General features: G+C 28.4%; 17 protein-coding genes. 14 read left to right on the top strand and 3 right to left on the bottom strand.

Translation table 11 applies throughout. The annotated features are described in order from the left end of the window. Positions 1–7: 7 nt before the first annotated feature. The 8 genes from QMG30_RS03405 to QMG30_RS03370 all read left to right on the top strand — a co-directional run bounded on the left by QMG30_RS03405 (position 8) and on the right by QMG30_RS03370 (position 13578). Positions 8–3043 carry a glycosyl hydrolase 2 galactose-binding domain-containing protein gene (locus QMG30_RS03405; RefSeq protein ID WP_281812229.1) on the top strand — a complete coding sequence of 1012 codons (3036 nt, stop codon included), beginning with the start codon at positions 8–10 and terminating at the stop codon, positions 3041–3043. 53 nt (positions 3044–3096) lie between these two features. Beyond that, a complete protein-coding gene (locus QMG30_RS03400) occupies positions 3097–3222 on the top strand; it encodes a hypothetical protein (protein WP_281812227.1) in 126 nt (41 codons plus the stop codon). Positions 3223–3483: 261 nt separating this feature from the next. Further along, on the top strand, positions 3484–4497 hold the full coding sequence (locus tag QMG30_RS03395) for a LacI family DNA-binding transcriptional regulator (protein WP_281812225.1): 1014 nt from the start codon (positions 3484–3486) through the stop codon (positions 4495–4497). A gap of 232 nt (positions 4498–4729) precedes the next feature. Beyond that, on the top strand, positions 4730–6451 hold the full coding sequence (locus tag QMG30_RS03390; protein ID WP_330680644.1) for an ATP-dependent metallopeptidase FtsH/Yme1/Tma family protein: 1722 nt from the start codon (positions 4730–4732) through the stop codon (positions 6449–6451). Positions 6452–7005: 554 nt separating this feature from the next. Further along, positions 7006–9225 (top strand): YcdB/YcdC domain-containing protein, encoded by a 2220-nt coding sequence (locus QMG30_RS03385; protein WP_281812220.1) that lies wholly within the window; start codon positions 7006–7008, stop codon positions 9223–9225. A 166-nt stretch (positions 9226–9391) separates the two neighbouring features. Then, positions 9392–11743, top strand: coding sequence for an SHOCT domain-containing protein (locus QMG30_RS03380; RefSeq protein WP_281812218.1), 2352 nt, complete (start codon positions 9392–9394; stop codon positions 11741–11743). Between the two features lie 595 nt (positions 11744–12338). Next, the gene (locus QMG30_RS03375; protein ID WP_281812216.1) at positions 12339–12869 is read left to right on the top strand and encodes an RNA polymerase sigma factor; all 531 of its coding nucleotides are present in this window, start codon (positions 12339–12341) and stop codon (positions 12867–12869) included. Next, positions 12847–13578 (top strand): hypothetical protein, encoded by a 732-nt coding sequence (locus QMG30_RS03370; RefSeq protein ID WP_281812214.1) that lies wholly within the window; start codon positions 12847–12849, stop codon positions 13576–13578. The genes QMG30_RS03375 and QMG30_RS03370 overlap by 23 nt, the downstream gene beginning before the upstream one ends. Before the next feature lie 136 nt (positions 13579–13714). On the opposite strand, the gene QMG30_RS03365 is transcribed toward QMG30_RS03370, so the two are convergent. The 3 genes from QMG30_RS03365 to QMG30_RS03355 all read right to left on the bottom strand — a co-directional run bounded on the left by QMG30_RS03365 (position 13715) and on the right by QMG30_RS03355 (position 17686). After that, a complete protein-coding gene (locus QMG30_RS03365; protein ID WP_281812212.1) occupies positions 13715–14173 on the bottom strand; it encodes a hypothetical protein in 459 nt (152 codons plus the stop codon). Positions 14174–14597: 424 nt separating this feature from the next. Continuing rightward, the gene (locus QMG30_RS03360; RefSeq protein WP_281812210.1) at positions 14598–16118 is read right to left on the bottom strand and encodes a glycoside-pentoside-hexuronide (GPH):cation symporter; all 1521 of its coding nucleotides are present in this window, start codon (positions 16116–16118) and stop codon (positions 14598–14600) included. A gap of 386 nt (positions 16119–16504) precedes the next feature. After that, on the bottom strand, positions 16505–17686 hold the full coding sequence (locus QMG30_RS03355; protein ID WP_281812208.1) for a CapA family protein: 1182 nt from the start codon (positions 17684–17686) through the stop codon (positions 16505–16507). A gap of 282 nt (positions 17687–17968) precedes the next feature. Here QMG30_RS03355 and tlp point away from each other — a divergent pair, with 282 nt between their 5' ends. The 6 genes from tlp (at position 17969) to QMG30_RS03325 (ending at position 24013) form a co-directional block, all read left to right on the top strand. Continuing rightward, complete coding sequence (tlp, locus tag QMG30_RS03350) at positions 17969–18196, top strand: small acid-soluble spore protein Tlp (RefSeq protein ID WP_281812206.1); 228 nt, start codon at positions 17969–17971, stop codon at positions 18194–18196. A 778-nt stretch (positions 18197–18974) separates the two neighbouring features. Then, a complete protein-coding gene (locus QMG30_RS03345; RefSeq protein WP_281812204.1) occupies positions 18975–19457 on the top strand; it encodes a YhfM domain-containing protein in 483 nt (160 codons plus the stop codon). A 442-nt stretch (positions 19458–19899) separates the two neighbouring features. Continuing rightward, positions 19900–20664: a DeoR/GlpR family DNA-binding transcription regulator gene (locus QMG30_RS03340; protein WP_281812202.1), complete on the top strand. Its 765-nt coding sequence runs from the start codon at positions 19900–19902 to the stop codon at positions 20662–20664. A 154-nt stretch (positions 20665–20818) separates the two neighbouring features. Continuing rightward, positions 20819–21319 (top strand): hypothetical protein, encoded by a 501-nt coding sequence (locus QMG30_RS03335; RefSeq protein WP_281812200.1) that lies wholly within the window; start codon positions 20819–20821, stop codon positions 21317–21319. Between the two features lie 212 nt (positions 21320–21531). Next, positions 21532–22326, top strand: a complete 795-nt coding sequence (locus QMG30_RS03330; RefSeq protein WP_281812199.1) for a class II aldolase/adducin family protein — start codon at positions 21532–21534, stop codon at positions 22324–22326. Between the two features lie 22 nt (positions 22327–22348). Further along, positions 22349–24013, top strand: a complete 1665-nt coding sequence (locus QMG30_RS03325; protein WP_281812197.1) for a propanediol/glycerol family dehydratase large subunit — start codon at positions 22349–22351, stop codon at positions 24011–24013. The last annotated feature ends 2 nt before the right edge of the window (positions 24014–24015 follow it).

The following is a 24015-nucleotide window of genomic DNA, read 5'->3' as shown; positions in this document are numbered from 1 at the left end:
AATTATCATGGCTAAAGTTGACGGATTTGCTAGAATTGCAATAAATGGGATAGATAATAACAAAGATGAATTAGAAGAAATTGTACCAGAGAGTCTAATAAAAAACTACTTCCAAGCTAGTGATAAAAGTGCTAGTCCAGTAGTTGAAAAAAGTTACGAAGAAAAACTAGAAGATTTCCATAAAGATATAGATGAATTGAAAAAGAAGTTTCTTCCTTATCTAGAAGATTATACTCCAAACCTAAAAATTGAGAGAGAACAATTCGAGTTGAATGATTTTCAATTCAGATATGAAATTGAAGAAGATAAAAATGATTTCAGCAGAGTTCTTAGAGGTGAAGGGGATTTTGATACAGTAACGATTCCTGACTATAAAGGACCTATAGGAAAATGGACAGGATATTACAGAAAAGAATTCGACTGTGATTATGAGATTGATTCAGACGAAAGGATATACATAAAATTCTTAGGTGTAGATTATATCGCTAATGTATATCTGAACAATAAATTCATAGGAAACCACGAAGGATTTTTCGCACCATTCGAATTTGATATTACGGATTATATATACACTGACAAGAAAAATGTTCTAGTAGTCGAAGTCCTTAATGATGCGCCAACTTTGGGTATTGATCTAGGAGACGGTAGACTGGACGGAGATAAAATATATGCAGCCACTGGATACGGATGGGACGATAGCGAGAAAGGGTGGCATCACTGTCCACCAGGAGCAGGTATCTGTAACAGAATATTGGTTGAAAAAAGAAACAAATATTATATTAATGATATATTCGTAAGACCAGATATAGATAATAAGAAAGCAGAAATTTGGGTTGAAATATATAACTCGGATTTTGCTAATGTACAACTTAATGTAGACATGTCTATTTATTCCAAGAACTTTACAGGCTATAGTCAAGAAGATATTGAGTTCAGTATAGAGAAAAGCGGACCTTACATCAATTATTATAGAACTATTGTTGATATGGATGATATCAAGTTATGGGAGCCAGAAAGTCCTTATTTGTATAATGTTAGAATCAATCTATATAAAGAGGAAGTGTTGGTCGACCAAAAAGATAGACATTTCGGTATGAGAAAATTCCATATGGATGATAAAGAGGAATTAAAAGGTACATTGTATCTGAATAATGATAAAGTAATTCTTAGAGGTGCCAATACCATGGGGCATATGCAGCAGTGTGTTTACAAAGGAGATTTTAAGTTATTGATAGAAGACATATTGATAGCTAAATACTGCAACATGAATTACTATAGACTTACTCAACGTCCAGTACAAGAAGAGATATATGAGTATTGTGACTGCTTAGGTATGATGCTTCAGACAGACCTTCCATTCTTCGGATGGATCAGAAGAAACAAATTCTGTGAAGCTATCAAGCAATCAGAAGAAATGGAAAGATTAATAAGAAGTCATCCATCAAGTATAATGGTAACATATATCAATGAGCCATTCCCAGCAACATGGGGATTTAGAGGTCATAGGAGTCTTCTTAGAAATGAAATGGAGGATTTCTTTGAAGCAGCAAGTAAAGCTATACTTCTTAACAATCCAGATAGAGTGATTAAGAATGTTGAAGGAGATTATGATCCACCAACAAGATATGGTTTGTCCGATTTCCATTGTTACAACATGTGGTATACCAATCATGCATTGCCTATCGGTAAGTTACATAAAGGGTACTTGCCAGCCATAAAAAAAGGATGGAAAACGGGCTGTGGAGAATATGGTACAGAAGGACTCGACCCATTAGAAATCATGATGGAGGATTATCCGGAAAGTTGGGTACCGAAATCTATTGAAGATGATTGGACTCCACAAGATGTAGTCAATTCACAGACATATACAATGCATGGGGATTGGTATGAAGAGCAGGACAATATCAAGGACTGGATATTAGAGAGTCAGATACATCAAGCTTTCGCTACTAAAATGATGAATGATGCCTTCAGAAGAAGAAGTGATATTCTAATATCAACAGCAGTCCATCTATTAATTGATGCGTGGCCTTCAGGATGGATGAAAACTCTTGTAGACTATAGAAGAAAACCAAAACCAGGGTATTTTACATTCAAAGAGACATTAGAGCCAGTTAGAGTAAATCTTAGAAGTGATAAGTTCACTATCTATACAGAAGAAGAGGTTGAAGTCGAATGCTATACCATGAATGACTTGCCTGAAAAATTAGTGGATGCTAAAATTATGATAACAGTAAGGACAGATAATGAAGATATATGTTCTTTTGAAAAATATCTTGATGTATCTGAAACCATAGCCAAGTACTGCGGAAGCATTAAATTCGTAATACCTAGTATAGATGCTGATAAAGAGATTATACATATAGATGCTATACTATCAGATAATAAAGGTGAGATTATTAATAGTGAACGACTCGACCTTACAGCTATGAATAGAGATGATGCAAAGACACAAGTGGTCTTAATAGGTAGTGACGAATCATTAGAGAAAAGTTTCGATAAATTGAATATAGACTATAAACAAACTGTCAATGATAGATATGTGATAATTGATGACAAATCATTCCTAGATAATAAGAATGAAGTTCTTCTGAAAGTAAAAAATGGTGGTAAAGCATTGATATCATTATATGACATAAAAGATTGCAATATTGACGGTCAAGAATACAGTATAAAAACTCTAGGAGAAAAAGGAGCAGATTCTCAGACAGGTAAAGGATTATTTTTCGTAGCCAGAAACAAAGATAATGATTATACCAAAGATAATGAACCGAAAGATTATTCCTTCATGTACGATAGTGTAAGTGATAGCTTCGGATTCATCTGTGAAGATGGAGTAGTAGGAGAGACTGACGAACATATACTATTTACATATAAGACTCCAGATTTCGGTGTAAATCTCAAAGGACCTAAAGATAAGGTAGGTATATTGAGTGAAAAGAAATATGGAAAGGGTACTCTCTACCTTTCTACCATTAAGCTTGATAGACTATTGGGAAACAATCCTTACCTAGATGGATTAATCAAAAAAATACTAAAATAAGTTAGCAAGGGGATATTAAAAAGATCATTGATAGTGGAAGAATAGGAAAATTAATGACTATTATGCATAATGAGTATGTTGGATATATTCATCAGTCACATAGTTTCGTTAGAGGTAACATGGATAAGAATGTGATTGAAGTTCATGATGGTATCAACAATACTGTAGAGAGATTATAATTCAAGCATCTTACTTTTATAAGGTAAGATGCTTGAATTATATACCTGGAGATAAAAATTTCCACTATACATCCATGAAGTCGATATTGAAGTAGTAGTATATTTCTTCAATATCGACTTTATCTTTACATATAAATACTATATATGAAAAAGCTATTGTACATAATAGGATTTGTACTTGATGAATATAAAAATTTTTTATATAATGTAGTAAACGATTACCATTAAGAATCTACAGTAATAAAATGATAGGATGATAATATGGTTACTATAAAACAAGTAGCGGAAAAAGCAGATGTGTCCACTGCAACAGTTTCAAGAGTTATTAACGGAAACTATCCAGTTAGTGAAAAAGCCAGAAAAAAGGTTGTGGAAACGATAAAAGAATTAGGATATAGACCTAACTCAATTGCAAGAAGCCTTAAATGCAATAAAACGTATATGGTAGGGATGGTAGTTCCGGATATATCTAATAATTATTTTATGGATATAGCTAGAGGTGTAGAAAGTGTTATCAGTCCTTTAGGTTATAGCCTCATTTTTTGTAGCACAGATGAAAATACGGAAAAGGAATTAAAACTTCTCAATGCACTTAATGATAAAAGAGTTGATTTTGTTTTATTAGCTTCAAGTACCCAACAGAGCGATAAACTAAAAAAATTTATTAATCAAGGTATGAATATCATTTTGATTGATACAAGCATAAAAGATCTGGAGACAGATATTGTCGTTGAGGATAATTTTAATGCCACATATAAGCTTATTTCTTATGTTATAGACCAAGGACATAGACGTATTGGTGCTATTAATGGGTTTATGGGTGTAAGTACTGCAAAAGAGCGTTATAATGGATTCCTTCATGCATTAGAAGATCATGATATTCCTTTAGAAGAATCATATGTAGTAAATGGTTATTATGATAGAAAAAAAGCATATGAAGAGGTTAAGTTGATGTTGCAAAAAAATATGAGCAATCTACCAACAGCTTTATTTGCAGCCAATAATGATATGGCTGAAGGTGCAATGATTGCATTAAAAGAAATGAATCTCAAGATACCTGATGATATATCCTTAGTATCTTTTGGAGATATTAATATACCTGAATTAGTGGAACCAAGATTAACTATAATATCTCAAAATTCGGTATTGATTGGCAAAAAAGCTGGAGAATTGATGGTGAGAAAAGTAGTGGAAGCAGAATGTAGAGAAAATGGTATATCCAAGATTAGTATACCATCAGAAATAATTATTAGAGATTCAGTCAAATCTATTTAATATAATTTTTAGGTTATAAATATAACTTGCTCGTCTAGTTTACATAAATGAAATGTATCTTGGTAAATATTAATTAATTTCTTTTTATTGACCAAGAAATATATTGTTATAATATGTGAATTATATAATATATCTATATCCAACAATATACAGTATTTCTAAATACTTATAATGGATTATTATACTGAAAAAGTGTATAATTATTATATTATGTAAACTAGGGGTGAAAGAATTGAAAAACAAAAAGTTAATGATTATCGCTGTTAGTATTATTACTATTATAGTAGCTGTAACTACCTGGTTTTTAACAAAAAAAGATTATGAAGATATGACATATAATGAATTCATCAATAACATAGAAGGTAGTTCAGTTAGTGAAGTAAAGATAATTGACGATAATACATTATATGTTACATTAAAAAACGATGGAAAAACACAATATAAAGTTCCCAATCCTCTTAAAGACGATTTTAAAGAATATTTGCTACTACAAGATGTAAAAATAGGAACAGGAAGCAGTAATATGCTACAAAAAACTTTTCAGACTGTAGGTATTGGATTGCTTTTATTCGGTGTTTTCTGGTATATAAGAAAAGGTTCCAATAATAACAAGCAGGTTATTGTAGATGCAAATAAAAATAAAATAAGCAATAACAATATAGTGAATTTCAGTAATGTGGCTGGTAACGACGAAGCTAAAGATTTAGTGAAAGATATTATAGATTTTATTAAAACCCCTGAAAAATATGCTGAAATGGGAGCTAGAATGCCAAGAGGTGTATTATTATATGGTCCACCTGGAACAGGTAAAACACTTATGGCAAAAGCAGTTGCTGGAGAAGCAGATGTACCTTATTATGCAGTAAGTGGTTCTGATTTTATACAAATGTATGTAGGGGTTGGTGCCAGTAGGATAAGACAACTATTCAAAAAAGCAAAAAAGACAGAAAAAGCAGTTATTTTTATAGATGAGATAGATGCAATTGGTAAAACAAGAGCAGGTAAAGCTACAGCTAGTAATGATGAAAGAGATCAAACATTGAACGCATTACTAACAGAGATGTCAGGTTTTAATGATAATGAGGGAATAGTTGTTATCGCGGCGACTAATCGTATAGACACCCTTGACCCTGCATTGCTTAGACCAGGTAGATTCGATAGACAGATTGAAATAGGATTACCGGATTACAATGCTAGACGAGCTATAATATCCCTGCATGTTAAGAATAAGCCATTGCATGATACAGTAGATGTTGATTATATAGCAAAAGATACAGTCTATTTCAGTGGAGCTATGCTAGAAAATCTTATGAACGAGGCAGCTATCATAACAGCAAATGAAAATCAAAGGGTTATAAAAAAAGAGCATATAGACAAAGCTTTTTATACTGTTATTGCTGGTGCTCAGAAGAAAGATAGAAGTGGCATAACATTTAAAGATAAACAAATAACAGCTTATCATGAAGCAGGGCATGCTCTTATGACAAAATTACTACTACCTGATAATATCATATCAAAAGTTACAATTATACCAAGTACTAAAGGTGCAGGTGGCTTTAGTATGAATATTCCTAAGGATAAGATGTACAATACCAAAAAAGAGATTATTAGTAATATAAAAGTACTTCTTGCAGGACGAGCATCTGAAGAAATTATTTTCGGGTCTGATGGTGTAACGACAGGAGCAAGTAATGATATCAAAAAAGCTTCAAACCTTATAAAAGATTATATTGTCAAATATGGTATGGATGAAGATTTTGGTTTATTTAATTTTGAGTCAGCAGATATGAATGATACATCGATTGTTAATCAATGTAGAAATGAAATAAAAAAGGCTTATGACAGCGCTTTGGATATCTTAAAAAACAATATTGATTATCTTAATAAAATCGCCCATATGCTTATTGAAAAAGAAACAATCAACAACAATGATATAGATGAGATTTGTGCTTAGACCAATAATGTTATTAAAATATAATAAGTAAAAGTAACATCAGTCATATGAATAATTTTCATATGGCTTTTTCTTATTAGTATGAATATAGAAAGAGCTATGAAAATACCATACTCATATCTTAATATTTATTCATAGTTGATTACATATATAGATCATTTATTTTTTTTAGTTCATTGATAGTATTAATATTCAAACCGGTAATGAACACCTCCTGTTCTAATATTTCATCCAAATTCACACGAGGTTCATAACTTTATTCATCCATATTTCACCTTGATTCCTAATTATATTATAATATAAGAAGCATACTATAATAATTTTGTAAGATTTATTGTAAATAGAACTTAAACCATTTTAAATATACAATAATTTATATTAACTAATGACATAATCTGTAATAAAAAGCACAAAAATGTATTTATATATAAATATTATTAGAAAAATAAAATATAATAGGGAACTTTTAAAAAATATGTTTCGTCTAATAAATATGTATATTTACGTTTTTTTAATTAATATTATAATTTACGAGGAGAAGAAGGAGTATGAGAATGAATATGAAAAAAACACTAAAGAAAATAATAACCGTTACAATATGTATTATCATGATGTCACAAGGTATCTATGCTAATGATGTGGACCTAATAACATTAAGTCCGGAAACAGAGAACAGCATTCGTGAAGAAGATATTTGTAATATGGTCAAAGAAGAAATCAATATAAGTGATGACTATAAATTAAATTATTTTGATCTAATAACTAATGATACTTATTTTCACAAAAATGTATGGAAACTAACATTTTATTGTGAAGACAAGTCAATTGAAGTAATAGCAGATGCTGAAACTGGAAGAGTAATTAGGTTTGAAAAATTTGGAGAATCAGAATCTAAAGTAGTAAAAATAACGAGAGAACAAGTTAGAAAAATATCTCAACAATATATTGATGACAATTATCCAGATTTGAAAAATCAGTTAACTGAAATAAATATAAGTAATATTTTACGGAAAGTTGATATTGATTGCGATAGAGAAAATTATTCCGTCATGTATGCAAGAAAGATAAATAATGAAATATTAATAAGTAATTACATAAGTGTCATTATATCTGGAATAACTGGAGAAATTATTATGTTTGAAAAGTACTGGGATGATTATAATTATACTAAAGACAATAAAGAAATTTCACAAGAAGAAGTTTTGGAAACATTTAAAAAAACAAATAGTATAGAAACAGAATATATAGAAGTAAATGATACAGAAAAAGAAGAAGATAATAAAGTTACTTTAAAACCAGTTTATTATTATAATATGAATAGTACAAATTTTATAGATGCAGTATCAAAAGAATTTTATTACTTAGGAGATTTATATTCAGAATTTTACGAATTAATCTATGAAGATGATGAAGAGTATATAGCTTTTGGAGGTGTAATTGATGAAGAAGAGATATTACCTGAGAAAGGTACAATATCAAAAGAAAAAGTAGAGCAAATAATTTTAGATAAAATAAAATATCTAACTAATATCAAAAGTCTTAATATTGATAGTATAAATTATAATGACAAATATAATGGAATTAAAGGGAAATACTGGGTTATAAGTGCGAAAGATGATAAATTATATGTAAATGCAACAGTAGACGCAGTTACTGGAGAAGTATCAAATATTCATTATATTGCTTCTGATGAATTAGATAGTTCAAATACAGACAATGATATAGATATCACTAACATAAAAAAACAAGCACAAAATATTATAAGCAAAATGTTTCCTAAAATAACAGATAAAGATTATATTATAGAAACTAAAGAAAGTTTTGAGAGTAATAAAATACATTTTAATTGTACAAGAGTAATAAAAGATAGGATGTATGGTAAAAATGGTTTCATTTTGGTATATGATATAGGAAAAAATGCCTTTACTATTTTTGATTTTGACTGGTTTCAGATAGATATTATAGATCTTCAAAATAAAATTACTAAAGAAGAAGCTAGCGATATATTTTATAAAGAAGTGGGTTTTTCTAAAGAACTAGTACAATTGTTAGATACAGAAAAAGAAAATACAGGAGTGCCTTCAAAAGATCTAAAGCTTGTGTATAGATTGAATCCATACGAATTTTCATATATTGATATGGAAAATGGAAAACTTCTAGATGAAGATGGGAAAGAATACAAGAATACACATGAAATAGAAAATTTTACTGATATAAAAGGAAATGAAAATGAACTAACTATAAAATTGATGAATAAAATGGGATTCATTAAGGAGACTAATGAAAAATTCTCACCAGATGCAATTTTAACTAAAAAAGATGCCATAAAATGGACTGTATTAACAATTGGAAGTCAATGTGAAAGACTACCGAATGCTAATCATAATAATATCAATAATAATGAAATCGATTTTATCAATATGGACGAAAACGATGATTATTATACATACATGGTTGATGCAGTCAAAATGAATATAATAGAAAATACTAAAAGATTAAATAAAGATCAAGAAGTAACATTAATGGATATGATAAAATTAATTATCAATGGTATGGGAGGAAAGAAATTAGCTACTTCTACAGCATTATTTGCTGATGAGGAAGGTATAAAAGAAATTAACAAAGGGTATGTTGCTTTGGCTAAATATTATAAGATAATAAATAATGAAACAAACCTTAGTGAGAATTTAACAAGAGGACAAGCAATTAAATTAATTTATGATTTTATAAAAATTATAGATAATAATAGTTATTGCACATATCTAAAGCTATAAATATCATTGAAAAATATCTAAAACTAGCAATGTTATGGTATTATTATATTGTTAGAAAAAATATTATATAAACATGGAACTTTTTACCATTAGATTTCGTCTAAGTAAAGATAGTAATTCTACGTGTTTAATTTTTCTATCATGAACAAATCTAAGGAGGATGAATATGAGTAAAATATTAAGAAGAATGATGATAACTGCATTATGTGTCATCATTATGTCACAAGGCATTTATGCGAAAGATATTGGGTTAATATCAGCAAGTGAAGACAAATCAGATAGTAGTATCTATAAAATAGAAGATATATCTGATAAGGTCAAGAAAGAATTAAAATTAAGTAAAGAATTTGAGTTGAATGATTCTGATTTATCAACTGACGAAACTTATCAAAAAAGAGTATGGAATTTGTTTTTTGAAGCCAATGATAAATTTGTTCAGGTAAGTGCAGATGCTGAGAATGGGAAAATATTATCATTTGAAAAATCAGAAGGAAATAATAAAAGAGTATTAAAATTGACTAAGAAACAAGTAAGAAAAACTGCTCAAAAATATATTGATGATAATTATCCAGAATTAAAAGATGAGTTAGTGGAATTAGAAGACATGAGTATTGTCAATGATGTATATCGTCATTATGACAGAGATAGTTACTTATTTGTTTATGCAAGAAAAATGAATAATGAAATATTGACAAGTAATTACATAAGCATCAATGTATCAGGAATAACTGGAAAAGTAATTAGTTTTAAGATGGTATGGAATGATTGTAAATACAATAAAAATAATAAAAAAATATCCATGGACGAAGCAAGAAAAATATTTGAGAAAGAAGATAATCTTAAGTCAAAATACATTGAAATAGATAATAATGAGGAAGAAAAAAATATACTTACTCTAAAACCTATCTATTATTATGATATGGATAATTCTGGTTTACTAGATGCAGTATCAAAGAAATTCTATGATATAGAGGATCTATATTCATATGATGATGATAGGTTATATTATAATGAGAATTGTTGCGATAAAGAAGCTGGATTTGGTTATGGAGAAGAAATGGTACCAGAAAAAGGTTCTATATCAAGGGAAAAAGTTGAAAAGATAATTAAAGAAAAAATATCAAAACTTACAGATATTAAGAATCTCAAAGTCAGAAATAGCAATTATCAAACTTGGTATAATGGAATCAAAGGTAAATATTGGACAATAAACCTAGAAGATGAAAATGAAGAGACTTATCTATACGGTACTATAGATGCTGTTTCAGGTGATGTATTAGATATTAACTACAATTGCTACAATCAGTATGCTAATAATTCTGATAATGGGTTAGATAGATTAAAACTAGCTTTAGCAGCTGGAGAAATAACAGAAGAGGAATTTGAAGCAAAAGCTAAAACAATGCTTGCAGCAGGTGAAATAAGCAATACACAATATGAAAATAGACTGAAAGAAAATGCAGATAAAGATAGTAATCAGATTGAAAAGCAAGCAGAAGATATTATTAACAAAATGTTCCCTGATATAACTGAAAAAGATTATATTATTGAAACTGAAGAAAATGAAGAAGATAGTAAAGTAATCTATGTTAAGGGTACAAGAATCATAGATGGTATAGAGTATAATAGAAATGGTTTTACATTAGCATATAATACAGAGAAACAGGATTTTACAAGATTCTCATTTGAATGGTTTAATAATATAGAAATTAAGAAACCTAAGAATATGATTACTAAAGAAGAAGCTAGTAAAATATTGTATGATGAAGTAGGTTTTTTAAAAGAATTAGTTTTAATAAAAGATAAAGAAAAAGAAGAGAATGAAGATATAATTGTACCATTAAAAGATTTAGCACTTATCTATAAATTAAAATCATTCAATTTCTCATATATTGATATGGAAGATGGTAAACTACTTGATTATAGTGGTGAAGAATATAAAAATACAGTTGAGATAGAAGAATTTACTGATCTAAAAGATTATGAGCATAAACAAATAATTGAGTTAATGAATAAAATGGGATTCATTAAAGAAACAAATGAAGAATTTACTCCTAATACAACTTTAACTAAGAAGGATGCTATAAAATGGATTGTATTAACTCTCAACAGACAATATAGATATATTCCAGATGGTAATCGTAATTATATGAAAAACGATGAAATTAGTTTTGTTGATATAGACAAAGACGATGAATATTATAGATATGTGGTTGATGCTGTTGAAATGAATATCATTGATAATGCAAAATATTTCAACAAGAATCATAAAGTATCATTAATGGATATGATAGAATGGATAATTAATGGTATGGGAGATAAAGAATTAGCTAATTTCATACAAATATTTGCAGATGAAGAAAATGCATTAGAAAATGATAAAGGGTATGTTGGCTTAGCTAGATATTATAAAATAATAGATAGTGATACTGATATTACCGAAGACCTATCAAGAGGAGAAGCAATAAAATTACTCTATGATTTTATAACTAATCTAGAAGATAATTCTACTAAATAAGCTTTACAGAGGGGTTATATATTATTAATTATAAGTAAGAAGATAATATGTTTGATAAAAAGAGTGTAAATAAGAAGTATTTACGGATTCAAATTATGAAGAGAACAATGATATTATATAAAAGGATGTTTCGTTTTTTGAAACATCCTTTTTTAGCATTTACCATTAGATTTTACTAGGGATTACTTTGAATTAATTAGTTAATCGACTTATAGATAATATAAATTAAGGTTTATGAATCATATATTAATATAATTTAATAGCTATTGTTGTGAATTATAATTATTGATATAATATAATAAAATGATATAGTATTAATAAAGTAATAAGTGCTAAATTAGTTGCAGTAAAATAGGTATTAATTACTAAAACATACATACGGTTATAGTATGAAAATAAAATTTTATATAGTTTAAGTATTTAAAATATATAATAATTAATTATTTCATAGAAAAAGTCGGAATAATAGTTTTAGTTAAAAAGGATGCGTAGATTAAGACAGTACTTGACAAATCATGGTAATTAATGAGAAAATAATTATACATAGTCTTTAATTGATAGGATAACGTAATATTTACTGCAAGGGAGTGGCACTATGTACAAAATAGAGAATGAGAATGATGATTTGTATCAATACTTGTTTGATAAATATTATAGACTTGTTTATACAACTGCATATAGAATCGTGAAGAATAAAGAAGACTGTGAGGAAATAACACAAGATGCTTTTAGCATTGGTTTTAAAAATATGAGTAAGATCAAAAATTTTGATCATTTTAAAAATTATATATTAAAAGTCGCTTATAACTTATCTATAAATAGAGCCAAGAAAAATAATGCTAGATACAATTTATTTCCCACAACTGTTAATGAAGATATAAGTAGCGATAAAGATATTATAGGAGAAGTATTTGAAGATATTTATTTCAAACAGATAATGGATAAATTACCTGACATTGACAGAGAAGTTATGTTACTAAGTATACAGGGGTATAAAGTTAGAGAAATAGCTCAACTATTAGGCATATCTGTACCAAATGCAAAAATCAAATTGCATAGGACAAGAAAGTTACTAATGCAGAATATGGAGGGGGAGTTGATTTATGAAAAAAGACAAAGCGTATGAAGAACTGAATAAGAAATTAAACTCTTATCTGGAAAACAGTGTAAATGATGTACAGATTGACGAACAAGCTAAAGATAAGATATGGAAAAACATAAGTATGGAAGTCCATGAAAAAGAAATGAAGAGGAAATATAGAACAAGAAGGACATTCAAAGTCGCTGTTACCGTTTGTGTAGTCATAATTGCTTTGGTTTCAGTGGATTTATCCAGTAATGCTAGTTTGTTTAGACGGTTGTTGACTAGTGTCAGTGGGAATACGATTCAATCTATTACTAGAGATTCAAAAATAGACAATAAAACTAGAAGAGATAAAGATTTAGATGAAAAAGTTAAAAAAATTAATGATGAAGGTGGATATAATTTTATTTCGCCTGCTTTAGTAGATACTTATAATGTAGAAGATGTAGTTCAAAATGGTTCTAATTTAATGATATATTTATCAGGTGATAATGATAATTATATTGAAATATCTCAAAAATATATCGGGGATGGTAATTCATCTGCAATGGTAAAATATAATGACAAATTATTTGGTATTAATGTTTATAATAATGAAGGTATAGAGTATCGCTTAGTTGAAAATAATGATTTAATAATAGGTATATTTGTTATTGATGATATTGAACTTGAAATAGTTGGTGAAAAATATATGGATGTAGTAGAGACTGTTGTGTCATTGCAAAATAAATATATAGATGATAGTAAATGATAAAACTACCAAACCAAAACATTTTATAATATATTTGGTGTTGAAAATTTAGTAAACAAAAAGAACTACAATTAATTTTAACAATTAAGGGTAGTTCTTTATTTTTTATTTTAGTAATATTATACATGAATATATATTACTTAACTGTTATTGATGAAGAGGTATTAATGTCAACATAATTTATATCATCAACAGTCGCGTGATGGAAAGTTTTAATTCTATATTGTGATCCTGAATTAATATCATCGTAAGTTTCAAGTTTGCTTATTCTGCTAGTATCATATTTTATAAATTCGAAAGTTTTTACAGTTTTCCAAGAACCGTTTACTTTTTCTTGAATATTTACAACAAGTTTCAAACTATCACATGTCATTGTTGAATAAGTTTTACTTGAAATACTAACATATCCGTCTGAATCTGTTATACTATCTGATAAATATGCTAGAGGATCATCTTCATCTGAATCAACAGCTTTATAAATTGTATTACCTAACTTAAATTCATTTGTTTCTACTGGGCCTTCTTGTGCGTTAACTCCAATTGATAATATAGATGTCAATAAAACAGTCAATACTAATAATCTAATTTTTCTCATCTTTTAATCATTCCTTTTCTTTAGTTTTTTTATTTTATTTATTTTAAAACCCCTTCATATATATAAGGTGTAAATTCCTCAAAAGGTTACAAAAAAATAATAAAAATGCAATATTTTTTTATTAAAATATTTATTGTGTTGTATAAATAAGTAGTAAAATGTCGAATTTATGCGGATTACTAAGTGGTATATGATGGGAAATAAAATGAGTTTAATAATTATAAATATTAGTATAAATACTGTTTAATTATTACTTTTATATATTATATAACTTATTATACATAAAATCAATATTTTTTAAAAATTATTTATAAAATTTTCTATTTACTAAAAATAACTTGATTTAGTACATATTAATACAATTATTTATTTAAAATAATTAAAATTAAATATAAGTATGTACAATATTAATAGTGTATATACATTATGAAGTTTTTTTGTCTACTGATTCCAATATTGACTTATTATCAAAATGATTAGGATCTTGCTTTCTTAGTTCCAATTCATTCATCATTGATTCATATACGTTTTCATTGATCAAGTATTTTTTTCTAATGATATAGTAAACAAATATTTCCAAAATAAGTGGTACAATTGCTATTCCTATTCGTAACACCAATAACATATCGTTTGTTGCAGTACCAATAATTGCATCAGCTTGTTCCTGCCTTGCATTAATAGTAAGATCTTTAACAAACTCCAATTGAGAAATTTTGCGGGATAAACCATATATACCACTTGATATCAAAACAATAGTTACAATAGCTTGCTGAAAAGCACCTGAGATTTTTGCAGTTAAAGGTCTTAAGGAAAAGGTAACAGATTCATTTCTTTCACCAGTAAGATATTCGTCGTATTCAATAGTATTAGAGAATTGAACTAGGATCACTAAATAAATTAATCCATAACCTGCAAAAATAAATACGCCAGCTATACAGAAGGAAATTATATTATGTGGAATGAAAGGTACATATCCTGTTAGGAAGAATATTATAAAACCTACTATACTTAACCAAAAAGCGTATGTTACAATTTGCATTCTAGTTAACTTTTTAGTTAATAGAGGATATACAGCTGTCGAAATAAGGGAAATAATTGCGTAGACTGCAATGAAAATTGTCATATTAGTTCCATCATAACCGAATTCAAAATAGAACATATTTATACCAAGTGCATTAATGATTGATTGCAATAGATAATGTAAGAATAGAGCGATTGTAATCCATAATAATTGATCATTTCTCTTAATGAGTTTAAACATTTTAGTAAATGAAACTTTTGGTTTATCATTAATAATTTTGTCTGGTTTCTCTTTTACTAATAGTACACATAAAACTTGACATATGATAAATAATATCCCAACCAAAATTGCAATGTTCCTATAAGCTGCTACCATATTTCCAGTTGTCAATATTGGAACTAGTCCACCAACTAAAAAAGCACCTACGTTTGCAAATAAAGCGACTAATGTTGTAAGTTGATCTCTTGTTCTTGGCTCACTTGAAAGAGATGGTAACATTGACCAATAAGCGATATCATTCATTGTAAATGTCATTCCCCAAAGTAAATAAGCAATACCAAAAAAGATAACAAAATTCCAACCTTCAGGTCTAATAAAAAATAAAGATATAATAATAAAACCATTAAGTATAGCACCAATTAAAATCCATGGTTTGAACTTACCCCATCTAGTATGAGTATTCTCGATTATCATACCCATTAATGGGTCATTAATTCCATCCCATATTCTACATAATACAATTATTGCAGTTAATGCACTAAATTGAGCAACAGTAAGTCCCATAGTGAATTGTATGTAAGTCAGCAAAAATAATGAAACTAAGTTGAATGCAGCATCTCTTCCTATCCCTGTTGAAGAAAATACCCATTTTGAAACAGTATCAACATCACTAACATATACTTTTCTTTTACCTAGATTTTTCATAGCATTCCCCCAAAAATGAATTTTACCTATAAAAAAATTATAGCAGATTACAATATTTTGTCAAATTATGATATTAACTTTATTTAACAAAACAATTTGTTGATAGTACTATTATTGATTGACATATTTTTGCTATTTCATAAATTTAGTAATATATATAGAAACATTAATTAAAAAAAGAATCATTAATTATTTAATTAGTTTTATTAATTGATATAGCATTAATGATTAAGATAGTAATTGGAGATATTCTTTATTCAAATATATGAACCCAACTTTAAATTATTTTTAAATAATCAGGTTCATATATATGAAAGAAATGCATCAAAAGTAGATGGGGTAGATAGAATAATAAGTAAAATGAATTTTACTATGTATATTGAGTATTAATTTTCTATTTCCAAAGATTTAATTCCATATTTCAAATCCTTACTTAGGTTAATTAGTTTGTCTTTAATACGAATACCTTCTTCTCCATTGAGAACAATGGGTTGATAATTATTATATTCTTTATCTCCAGATAATCTAAAAGGAACAATGGAAAGTTGGATATCCGAGATTTTTTTGTCTTGTAAATTTATTTCATGTCTTAGTAATATGGTATCAACGTCTTTATGTTTTTTATCATACAATATCTCATTTCCACCAAAAACAAAATTACCAAGGCTGTAAGCTATGTATTTGCCATTATATAACTCTATACCTTGTAAAATATGTGGATGATGACCGATGACCAAGTCAGCACCGGTATCTATTGCATAATGTCCTAGCTTTTGTTGGTATGGAGTAGGCATATTATTGTATTCTATACCCCAGTGGAAAGAACAGACAATTATATCAGCTCCTTCTTCACGAGCTGTAGATATTTCATGCTTTAATTTGTCATAAATATCCTGTGGTTCATATATGACTTCATGTCCTATGAAAGCTATTTTTGTACCATTAATATTTTTTGTACAAATATATTCATTACCTGATACACCAATATCAGCATTGTTCATATTCTTAACAGTGTCATTATATCCTTCTTCCAGATAGTCAAAACTATGATTGTTGGCTATATTTACAACTTCAATGCTAGATGCAGTAAGAAAGTTAGTATATTCTTTTGGACCTTTGAATCTCCACTTCTTATTAGCGAGTTCTGTTGCATCAGTTAAAGTTCCTTCAAAATTTATTAATGTAAGATCATCTGATTTAGTCCAATTATAAGCGTTTTTGAATGGATATCCATAATCGTTATTATTAGCTTGTAGAACATCCTCAAAAGATTTACCTTCTGTGACCTCTGGAAAACTACCTAATGTACAATCTCCTATTGCTGTAATTGTTATAATATTGCTATTATCTTCTTTGGTGTCTTCTAGAATTTTTGCAGGTTCTTCTTTATCGGCTATATTTTTTTCTGAATTTATGTTGTTACTATTATTTTTATTTGTATTAAGTTGCTTATTTTGAAGCTCATCTTTTACGGAAGTATATTTATCACATCCAGCAAATGCAATATTAATTGTTAATATGCTAACAAGTAAAACTAAAATTTTCATGACTCTTTTCTTTTTTATCATTTGCTCACCGCCTAAATAGATTTCTTTAATTGATTCATGTAGAAAACTAAAGACTATCTATATGTATAGTCTTCTATTTACAGTATCGTATAATTAATTATTGCTAAATCATATTATAATATTAAAATTGTATAAATACAATTGTTCATTTACTTAATTTTCCACTTTTATTCTCTATAAGAAGTTTACAATCATTTTATGAATATCATATAAAGTTATTGCCATAATAAAAATATGGCGTTATTTATACATTAAAAAAAGAGAAGGAGATAAGATAATTATATGGAACATAAACCAGATGATAGAAGTGATAATGTAGATAGAATTCAATACAATATTGATAAAACAATACAAAATATTCATTTAGCAGATGAGATGATAGAAAAAACAGATGATGAAAAGATGAAGAAGACACTTGAGGAGAAGAATAAAAGAAGAGAAGAATCTCTAAACAGTATGAGAAATGAAATTAGAGATGAAGCATGTGATAAAAAAAATGAAGATAGATAAATAAAAATTTTAATATATTTAGTATAATTATTTGCTAGGTAAAATAAAAATCTCCAACTTAAATGATTAGGAAGGAGATTTTTCAATATTATATATAAAAAATAATATAAATACATATATTCTTTAGAACTTTACTTTAGCATTAATAAATTACACATATAAATAGTAACAATAGTTTATAAATTGATTTTTTTATTAAAAATATCACTTTGCATAATTGACTTAATTATATAAATATTTATATGATTATAATAAATAAAAAGAAAATTAAATAAAATAATTTAAAATTTGATGATTTTTGTATTATAATATATATATTAATTTTATTTAAATTTATATATAAAATTTATTATTAGAACTAATCTAAAAATGATTATAAATAATTAATTGCATAATAAATAAATATAAATAATTTAATATAAGATTTATTAATGTAAAAAAATATAGTAACTATCAAGTGGACATGATCAAACAAAATGAACATCATATTAAATATATTAGAAGCTGAAATATTTCTAAGTAATGTAAAATTAGTATTTTACCTTAAGTAGATTGGGATTACTTCCCAATTGTATATGTTTTATTTATTAAAATTATTTTGTATAACAGTTTTATAAAATATCAACTTAGTAACTTTTTACATTTTATGTATAACAGTAAATTATTTGCAAATACAGAAGAATAAATCTTTTGTGTAGGAGGTGAGATATGGTAGATTTAAATTGTTAATGATGTAAGAAATAATACGGTATTGATGTTGAAATAGATTATTATGTTGATGGATTACGAATTTCCGTTGATGGAAAGGAAATTGATATTAAAGATGATATTATTAAATAATAAATTTAAATTATTAATTTTACTTGTAGTCCTTATTACTACTATTATATTAGGGTTAGGATGTAGTAATACTGGTGAAAAGGAATATGAAAGTGCCACTATATGTATTGGGGAGGATGAAGATGAATATATAATTGATGATTCTGATTCACTTAATGTTATCAAGGAGTATATAGAAGCTGGTAAAAAACAAGAAGGGATAAGTGATTATATTATACCTGCACCGTACCAAATATCAATAAGTTATTCAGATAATAGGGAGGAAGTTGTATATCTATATAAAAGTGACGAAGAGAAGAATTCTATTTATGTATTGGATGAAGATAAAAATGTAGGATATACTGTTGACCAAGATACTACTAATAAGTTAGAAGAAATCATTAATGGTTTAAATGAAAATAGTGATATTATGGACAACTAATTATTCAATAATGTTATAAAATGACCTTATATAATATGAGAATACTGAAATCAATTTATTTTTAAAGTGTCATACATGGATATCAGAAAAATGATTTATTATATTAAGTGAATCTAAAATAGGTGTATAAATTTCTAAAAATTCACTGAGTATGCTATTTAAAAAGTGTAAAAATCTCCAACCTGATTAAGATTTAATAAATTAGGTTGGAGATTTATTAATTCAAAATGATTTAATAACATAGAATAGAATCAATAAAGGGGATAATTGATAATAACTATATTATGACACCATGAGTGTTTTAAGAGACAGTTAAACAGTATTATAAGGAATTTTAAAACAAAATATATCATCTAATATTTCCCTTGCTATTATTATTAATAATGTTTATAATAAAAACAAGAAAAAACAACTACAACAAACAGTGGGAATAGGTGGTTTTATGTTAGCAATTGATAGAAGAAAGACAATATTAGAAATAATCAACAAGCAGGAAAGCGTTAAAGTAGTAGATCTCAGCCAACAATTCAATGTGACATTAGAGACGATTAGAAGAGACCTAGAAAAACTGGAAAACGAAGGTTACATAAAGAGAAGTTATGGGGGAGCTGTGCTTAATCAAAGTACCAATGAAGATCTTTCTATAAATATAAGAGAGGCTACCAATAAGGAAGGGAAGAATCTTATAGGTAAGAAAGTGGCAGATCTGATACAAGATGGAGATACCATCATGATGGATTCAAGCACAACTGCTCTATGTGTAGCAAAATATCTTACCAACAAGAATATAACTATAATAACTAATGCGTTAAAAATACCTATGGTTCTAGCGGGACACTCCAACATTCAGGTTATATCAACAGGTGGAACATTAAAAAGCACATCACTATCATTTGTAGGACATTGGGCAGAATCAGCTGTTGAAAAATATTATGTTAATAAGACGATAATAAGTTGTAAAGCAATAAATCTTGAGCATGGAATCATGGAGCCTCATCAACTTGAAACGGAAGTCAAAAAGAGGATGATAAAAACTTCAGAACAGGTTATCCTCGCAGTCGACAGCAGTAAATTTGACAGAAAATCATTTATCAAAGCGTATAACTTTGATGAGATAGATACTATGGTTACCGATAATGATGTATCTGATAAATGGATGGAAATACTTAGAGATAATAATGTGGAATATATAAAAGTTAATGATTAGAAAACTTAGAAGTATATAATAAATTAGCTATCAGCTAACAATAATTTTTGGTGTGCCTTCAAATGACTCGATTTAGACCAAGAACAAATACAAACTAGTGACTAATCCTATGCAAACAGCATAATATTATTTAGGGAGGTATTATTGCAATAATATGAAGAAGAAATATATTTATATTATTTTTTTGGTTGTTTTATTATCCTTATGTATTTATTCTACATACAAATATAAGGTATTTATAGAAGCTTATGCCAGAAGCATTACTAGTCAATTAGAACAGATGGAAGAAGATACATTTGTAAATATGAGTAATATTGATGACTCATTTCTATCAGAAGAAAGTCAGTATGATATAAAGACTAAACATATTAGGATATATGAAATATGTGTAGATATTGAAAATGATTTTCCATATAAATTGGATGGTAAAGATATAACACTAAGGTCCCAGGAGCTTAAAGCCAATTTAGATGGCAGAGTAGAAAAACTATATAACGAAGATATTAATATTGCTCAGATGCCACTAAAAGAATACTATGTTCAATTACATAAAAATCTAAAGAATCTTATTGAACAAAGACAAGTCATATCCACATCAAAATGGTTAAATGAAGTAAAAGATTTTTTGCAAAGCGGTACCAGACTTATACAATAGATGATATTTTATTAATAAAAGAAGACCATAATAAACAAAAACATAAAAACAAACAAAAAAACAGTCCAAACATGTAAAAATTGGACTGTTTTTTTGTTGCAATCCTACTTGACTAATGTTTGTTGTTCTGCTATTATTATATTAAACAAAGATAATAAAAGAAAAACAAACAACAACAAAGAATTTTAACATATTGTTAGGAGGAAACAATAATGATAGGTGAATATGATGTAAAGAAACAAATCTGTGAAATCGGTAAGAGAATTTATGATAGAGGTATGGTTGCTGCTAATGACGGTAATATCAGTGTAAAGATATCTGATAACGAATATTTATGTACTCCAACAGGTACAAGTAAAGGGTTCATGACACCGGATATGATATGTAAAGTTGATATTGACGGAAATATACTTCAAGCCAACAAAGGTTATAGACCTTCATCAGAGATTAAGATGCACCTTAGAGTATATAAGCAAAGACCAGATGTTAAATCTGTAGTTCACGCTCATCCAATGTATGGTACTGCCTTTGCTATTGCGGGTATTCCACTTACTCAACCAATCATGCCAGAAGCAGTAATCTCTTTAGGTTGTGTACCAATCGCTGAATACGGTACACCTTCAACAGATGAAATACCAGATGCAGTTGAAAAATATCTTCAAAATTATGACGCAGTATTATTAGAGAATCATGGTGCATTAAGCTATGGTGACAGTTTGATAACTGCTTATTATAAGATGGAATCCTTAGAATTCTATGCACAATTACTATTTATATCTAAGCAACTAGGAGGACCAAAAGAATTATCTGATAGTCAAGTTCAAACATTATATGATCTAAGAAGTAAGTTCAATTTAACAGGTAAACACCCTGCTAATTTATGTCAATCAGCTTCAAATACATGCGGTGTAAGTAAAAAAGAAGAAAAAACACAACAAGTAGAAGATAATGATGTAAGTGCAATCGTTGCAGAAGTAACCAAAAGAGTTATAGAACAGTTAAGATAATATCTCTTAAGGAGAGATTAGTATGAAGCGTTCAAAAAGATTTGAAATACTTGATAAAAGACCAGTTAACCAAGATGGATATATCAACGAATGGCCTGAAAAAGGATTTATTGCAATGAACAGTCCTCTTGACCCAAAACCATCAGTTGAAGTTAAAGAAAATATAATAACTTCAATGGATGGAAAACCAAGAGAAGAATTTGATTTCATAGACCAATTCATTGCAGATTACACTATTGATAGAGCTGTGACAGAAAAAATGATGGCAATGGATTCTCTGGATATAGCCAGGAAATTAGTTGATATACATATAAAAAGAGAAGAAATCATTGAAATCGTTTCAGGATTAACACCTGCGAAGATATGTGAAGTAGTAGGTCATCTCAATGTAGTAGAAATGATGATGGCAATGCAGAAAATGAGATCTAGGAAGATGCCTTCTAATCAAGCACATATAACCAATCTTAAGGATAATCCTGTACAAATAGCAGCTGATGCAGCCGAAGGAGCTCTAAGAGGTTTTGCAGAAGAAGAAACAACAGTTGCAGTAGCAAGATATGCGCCATTTAATGCTATAGCCCTTTTGATAGGAGCTCAAGTTGGAAGAAAAGGCGTACTTACCCAATGTGCAGTTGAAGAAGCTATCGAACTTGACCTTGGGATTAGAGGATTCACTACTTATGCAGAGACCATTTCAGTGTATGGAACAGAATCTGTATTCATTGATGGTGATGATACACCATATTCTAAGGCATTTTTAGCATCTGCTTATGCGTCAAGAGGATTGAAGATGAGATTTACATCAGGTACTGGTTCAGAAGTACTTATGGGAAATGCAGAGAGCAAATCCATGTTGTATCTGGAAACAAGATGTATTCTAGTTACAAAAGGTGCAGGAGTTCAAGGGTTACAGAATGGTTCTGTAAGCTGTATCGGTATTCCAGCCTCTGTTCCATCAGGAATAAGAGCTGTACTTGCTGAAAACTTGATTGCTGCAATGTTAGACCTTGAAGTAGCATCTTCTAATGATCAAAGTTTCACTCACTCAGACCAGAGAAGAACAGCAAGAACCATGATGCAGTTCTTACCAGGAACAGATTTTATATTTTCAGGTTACAGTGGAACTCCTAATTATGATAACATGTTTGCCGGTTCTAACTTTGATGCAGAAGATTTCGATGATTACAATGTACTTCAAAGAGATTTGAAGGTTGACGGTGGGCTCAGACCTGTTAAAGAAGAAGAAGTAATCAGTGTAAGAAGAAAAGCTGCAAAAGCCTTGCAAGGTGTATTTAGAGAATTGGAGTTACCTGCTATTACAGATGATGAAGTGGAAGCAGCAGCTTATGCACATGGAAGTAAAGATATGCCCGATAGGGATATAGTTGCTGACCTTGCTGCAATTGATGATATGATGAACAAAGGAATCAATGGACTTGATATTGTGAAAGCGCTCCATAAAGCATCATATACCCAATTGGCTGAAAATTTGTTGAATATGTTGAAACAAAGAATAAGCGGTGATTATTTACATACTGCTGCCATATTGGATAAAGATTTCAATGTAATGAGTGCTGTTAATATGAAAAATGATTATATGGGACCAGGTACAGGTTATAGAGTATCAGGTGAAAGATGGCAAGAAATAAAAGAGATTCCACACATTATTAATCTTGATGATTTATAGAG

This window comes from Vallitalea longa, from assembly GCF_027923465.1.
GTDB lineage: Bacteria > Bacillota > Clostridia > Lachnospirales > Vallitaleaceae > Vallitalea > Vallitalea longa.
Note: the sequence above shows the minus strand (reverse complement) of the source record. Positions and strands in the feature narration are given on the sequence as shown.

Coding starts and splice junctions, on each gene's coding strand:
- QMG30_RS03405 (WP_281812229.1), top strand. CDS start 8: ATGGCTAAAGTTGACGGATTTGCTAGAATTGCAATAAATGGGATAGAT.
- QMG30_RS03400 (WP_281812227.1), top strand. CDS start 3,097: ATGACTATTATGCATAATGAGTATGTTGGATATATTCATCAGTCACAT.
- QMG30_RS03395 (WP_281812225.1), top strand. CDS start 3,484: ATGGTTACTATAAAACAAGTAGCGGAAAAAGCAGATGTGTCCACTGCA.
- QMG30_RS03385 (WP_281812220.1), top strand. CDS start 7,006: ATGAATATGAAAAAAACACTAAAGAAAATAATAACCGTTACAATATGT.
- QMG30_RS03380 (WP_281812218.1), top strand. CDS start 9,392: ATGAGTAAAATATTAAGAAGAATGATGATAACTGCATTATGTGTCATC.
- QMG30_RS03375 (WP_281812216.1), top strand. CDS start 12,339: ATGTACAAAATAGAGAATGAGAATGATGATTTGTATCAATACTTGTTT.
- QMG30_RS03370 (WP_281812214.1), top strand. CDS start 12,847: ATGAAAAAAGACAAAGCGTATGAAGAACTGAATAAGAAATTAAACTCT.
- QMG30_RS03365 (WP_281812212.1), bottom strand. CDS start 14,173: ATGAGAAAAATTAGATTATTAGTATTGACTGTTTTATTGACATCTATA.
- QMG30_RS03360 (WP_281812210.1), bottom strand. CDS start 16,118: ATGAAAAATCTAGGTAAAAGAAAAGTATATGTTAGTGATGTTGATACT.
- QMG30_RS03355 (WP_281812208.1), bottom strand. CDS start 17,686: ATGATAAAAAAGAAAAGAGTCATGAAAATTTTAGTTTTACTTGTTAGC.
- tlp (WP_281812206.1), top strand. CDS start 17,969: ATGGAACATAAACCAGATGATAGAAGTGATAATGTAGATAGAATTCAA.
- QMG30_RS03345 (WP_281812204.1), top strand. CDS start 18,975: ATGGATTACGAATTTCCGTTGATGGAAAGGAAATTGATATTAAAGATG.
- QMG30_RS03340 (WP_281812202.1), top strand. CDS start 19,900: ATGTTAGCAATTGATAGAAGAAAGACAATATTAGAAATAATCAACAAG.
- QMG30_RS03335 (WP_281812200.1), top strand. CDS start 20,819: ATGAAGAAGAAATATATTTATATTATTTTTTTGGTTGTTTTATTATCC.
- QMG30_RS03330 (WP_281812199.1), top strand. CDS start 21,532: ATGATAGGTGAATATGATGTAAAGAAACAAATCTGTGAAATCGGTAAG.
- QMG30_RS03325 (WP_281812197.1), top strand. CDS start 22,349: ATGAAGCGTTCAAAAAGATTTGAAATACTTGATAAAAGACCAGTTAAC.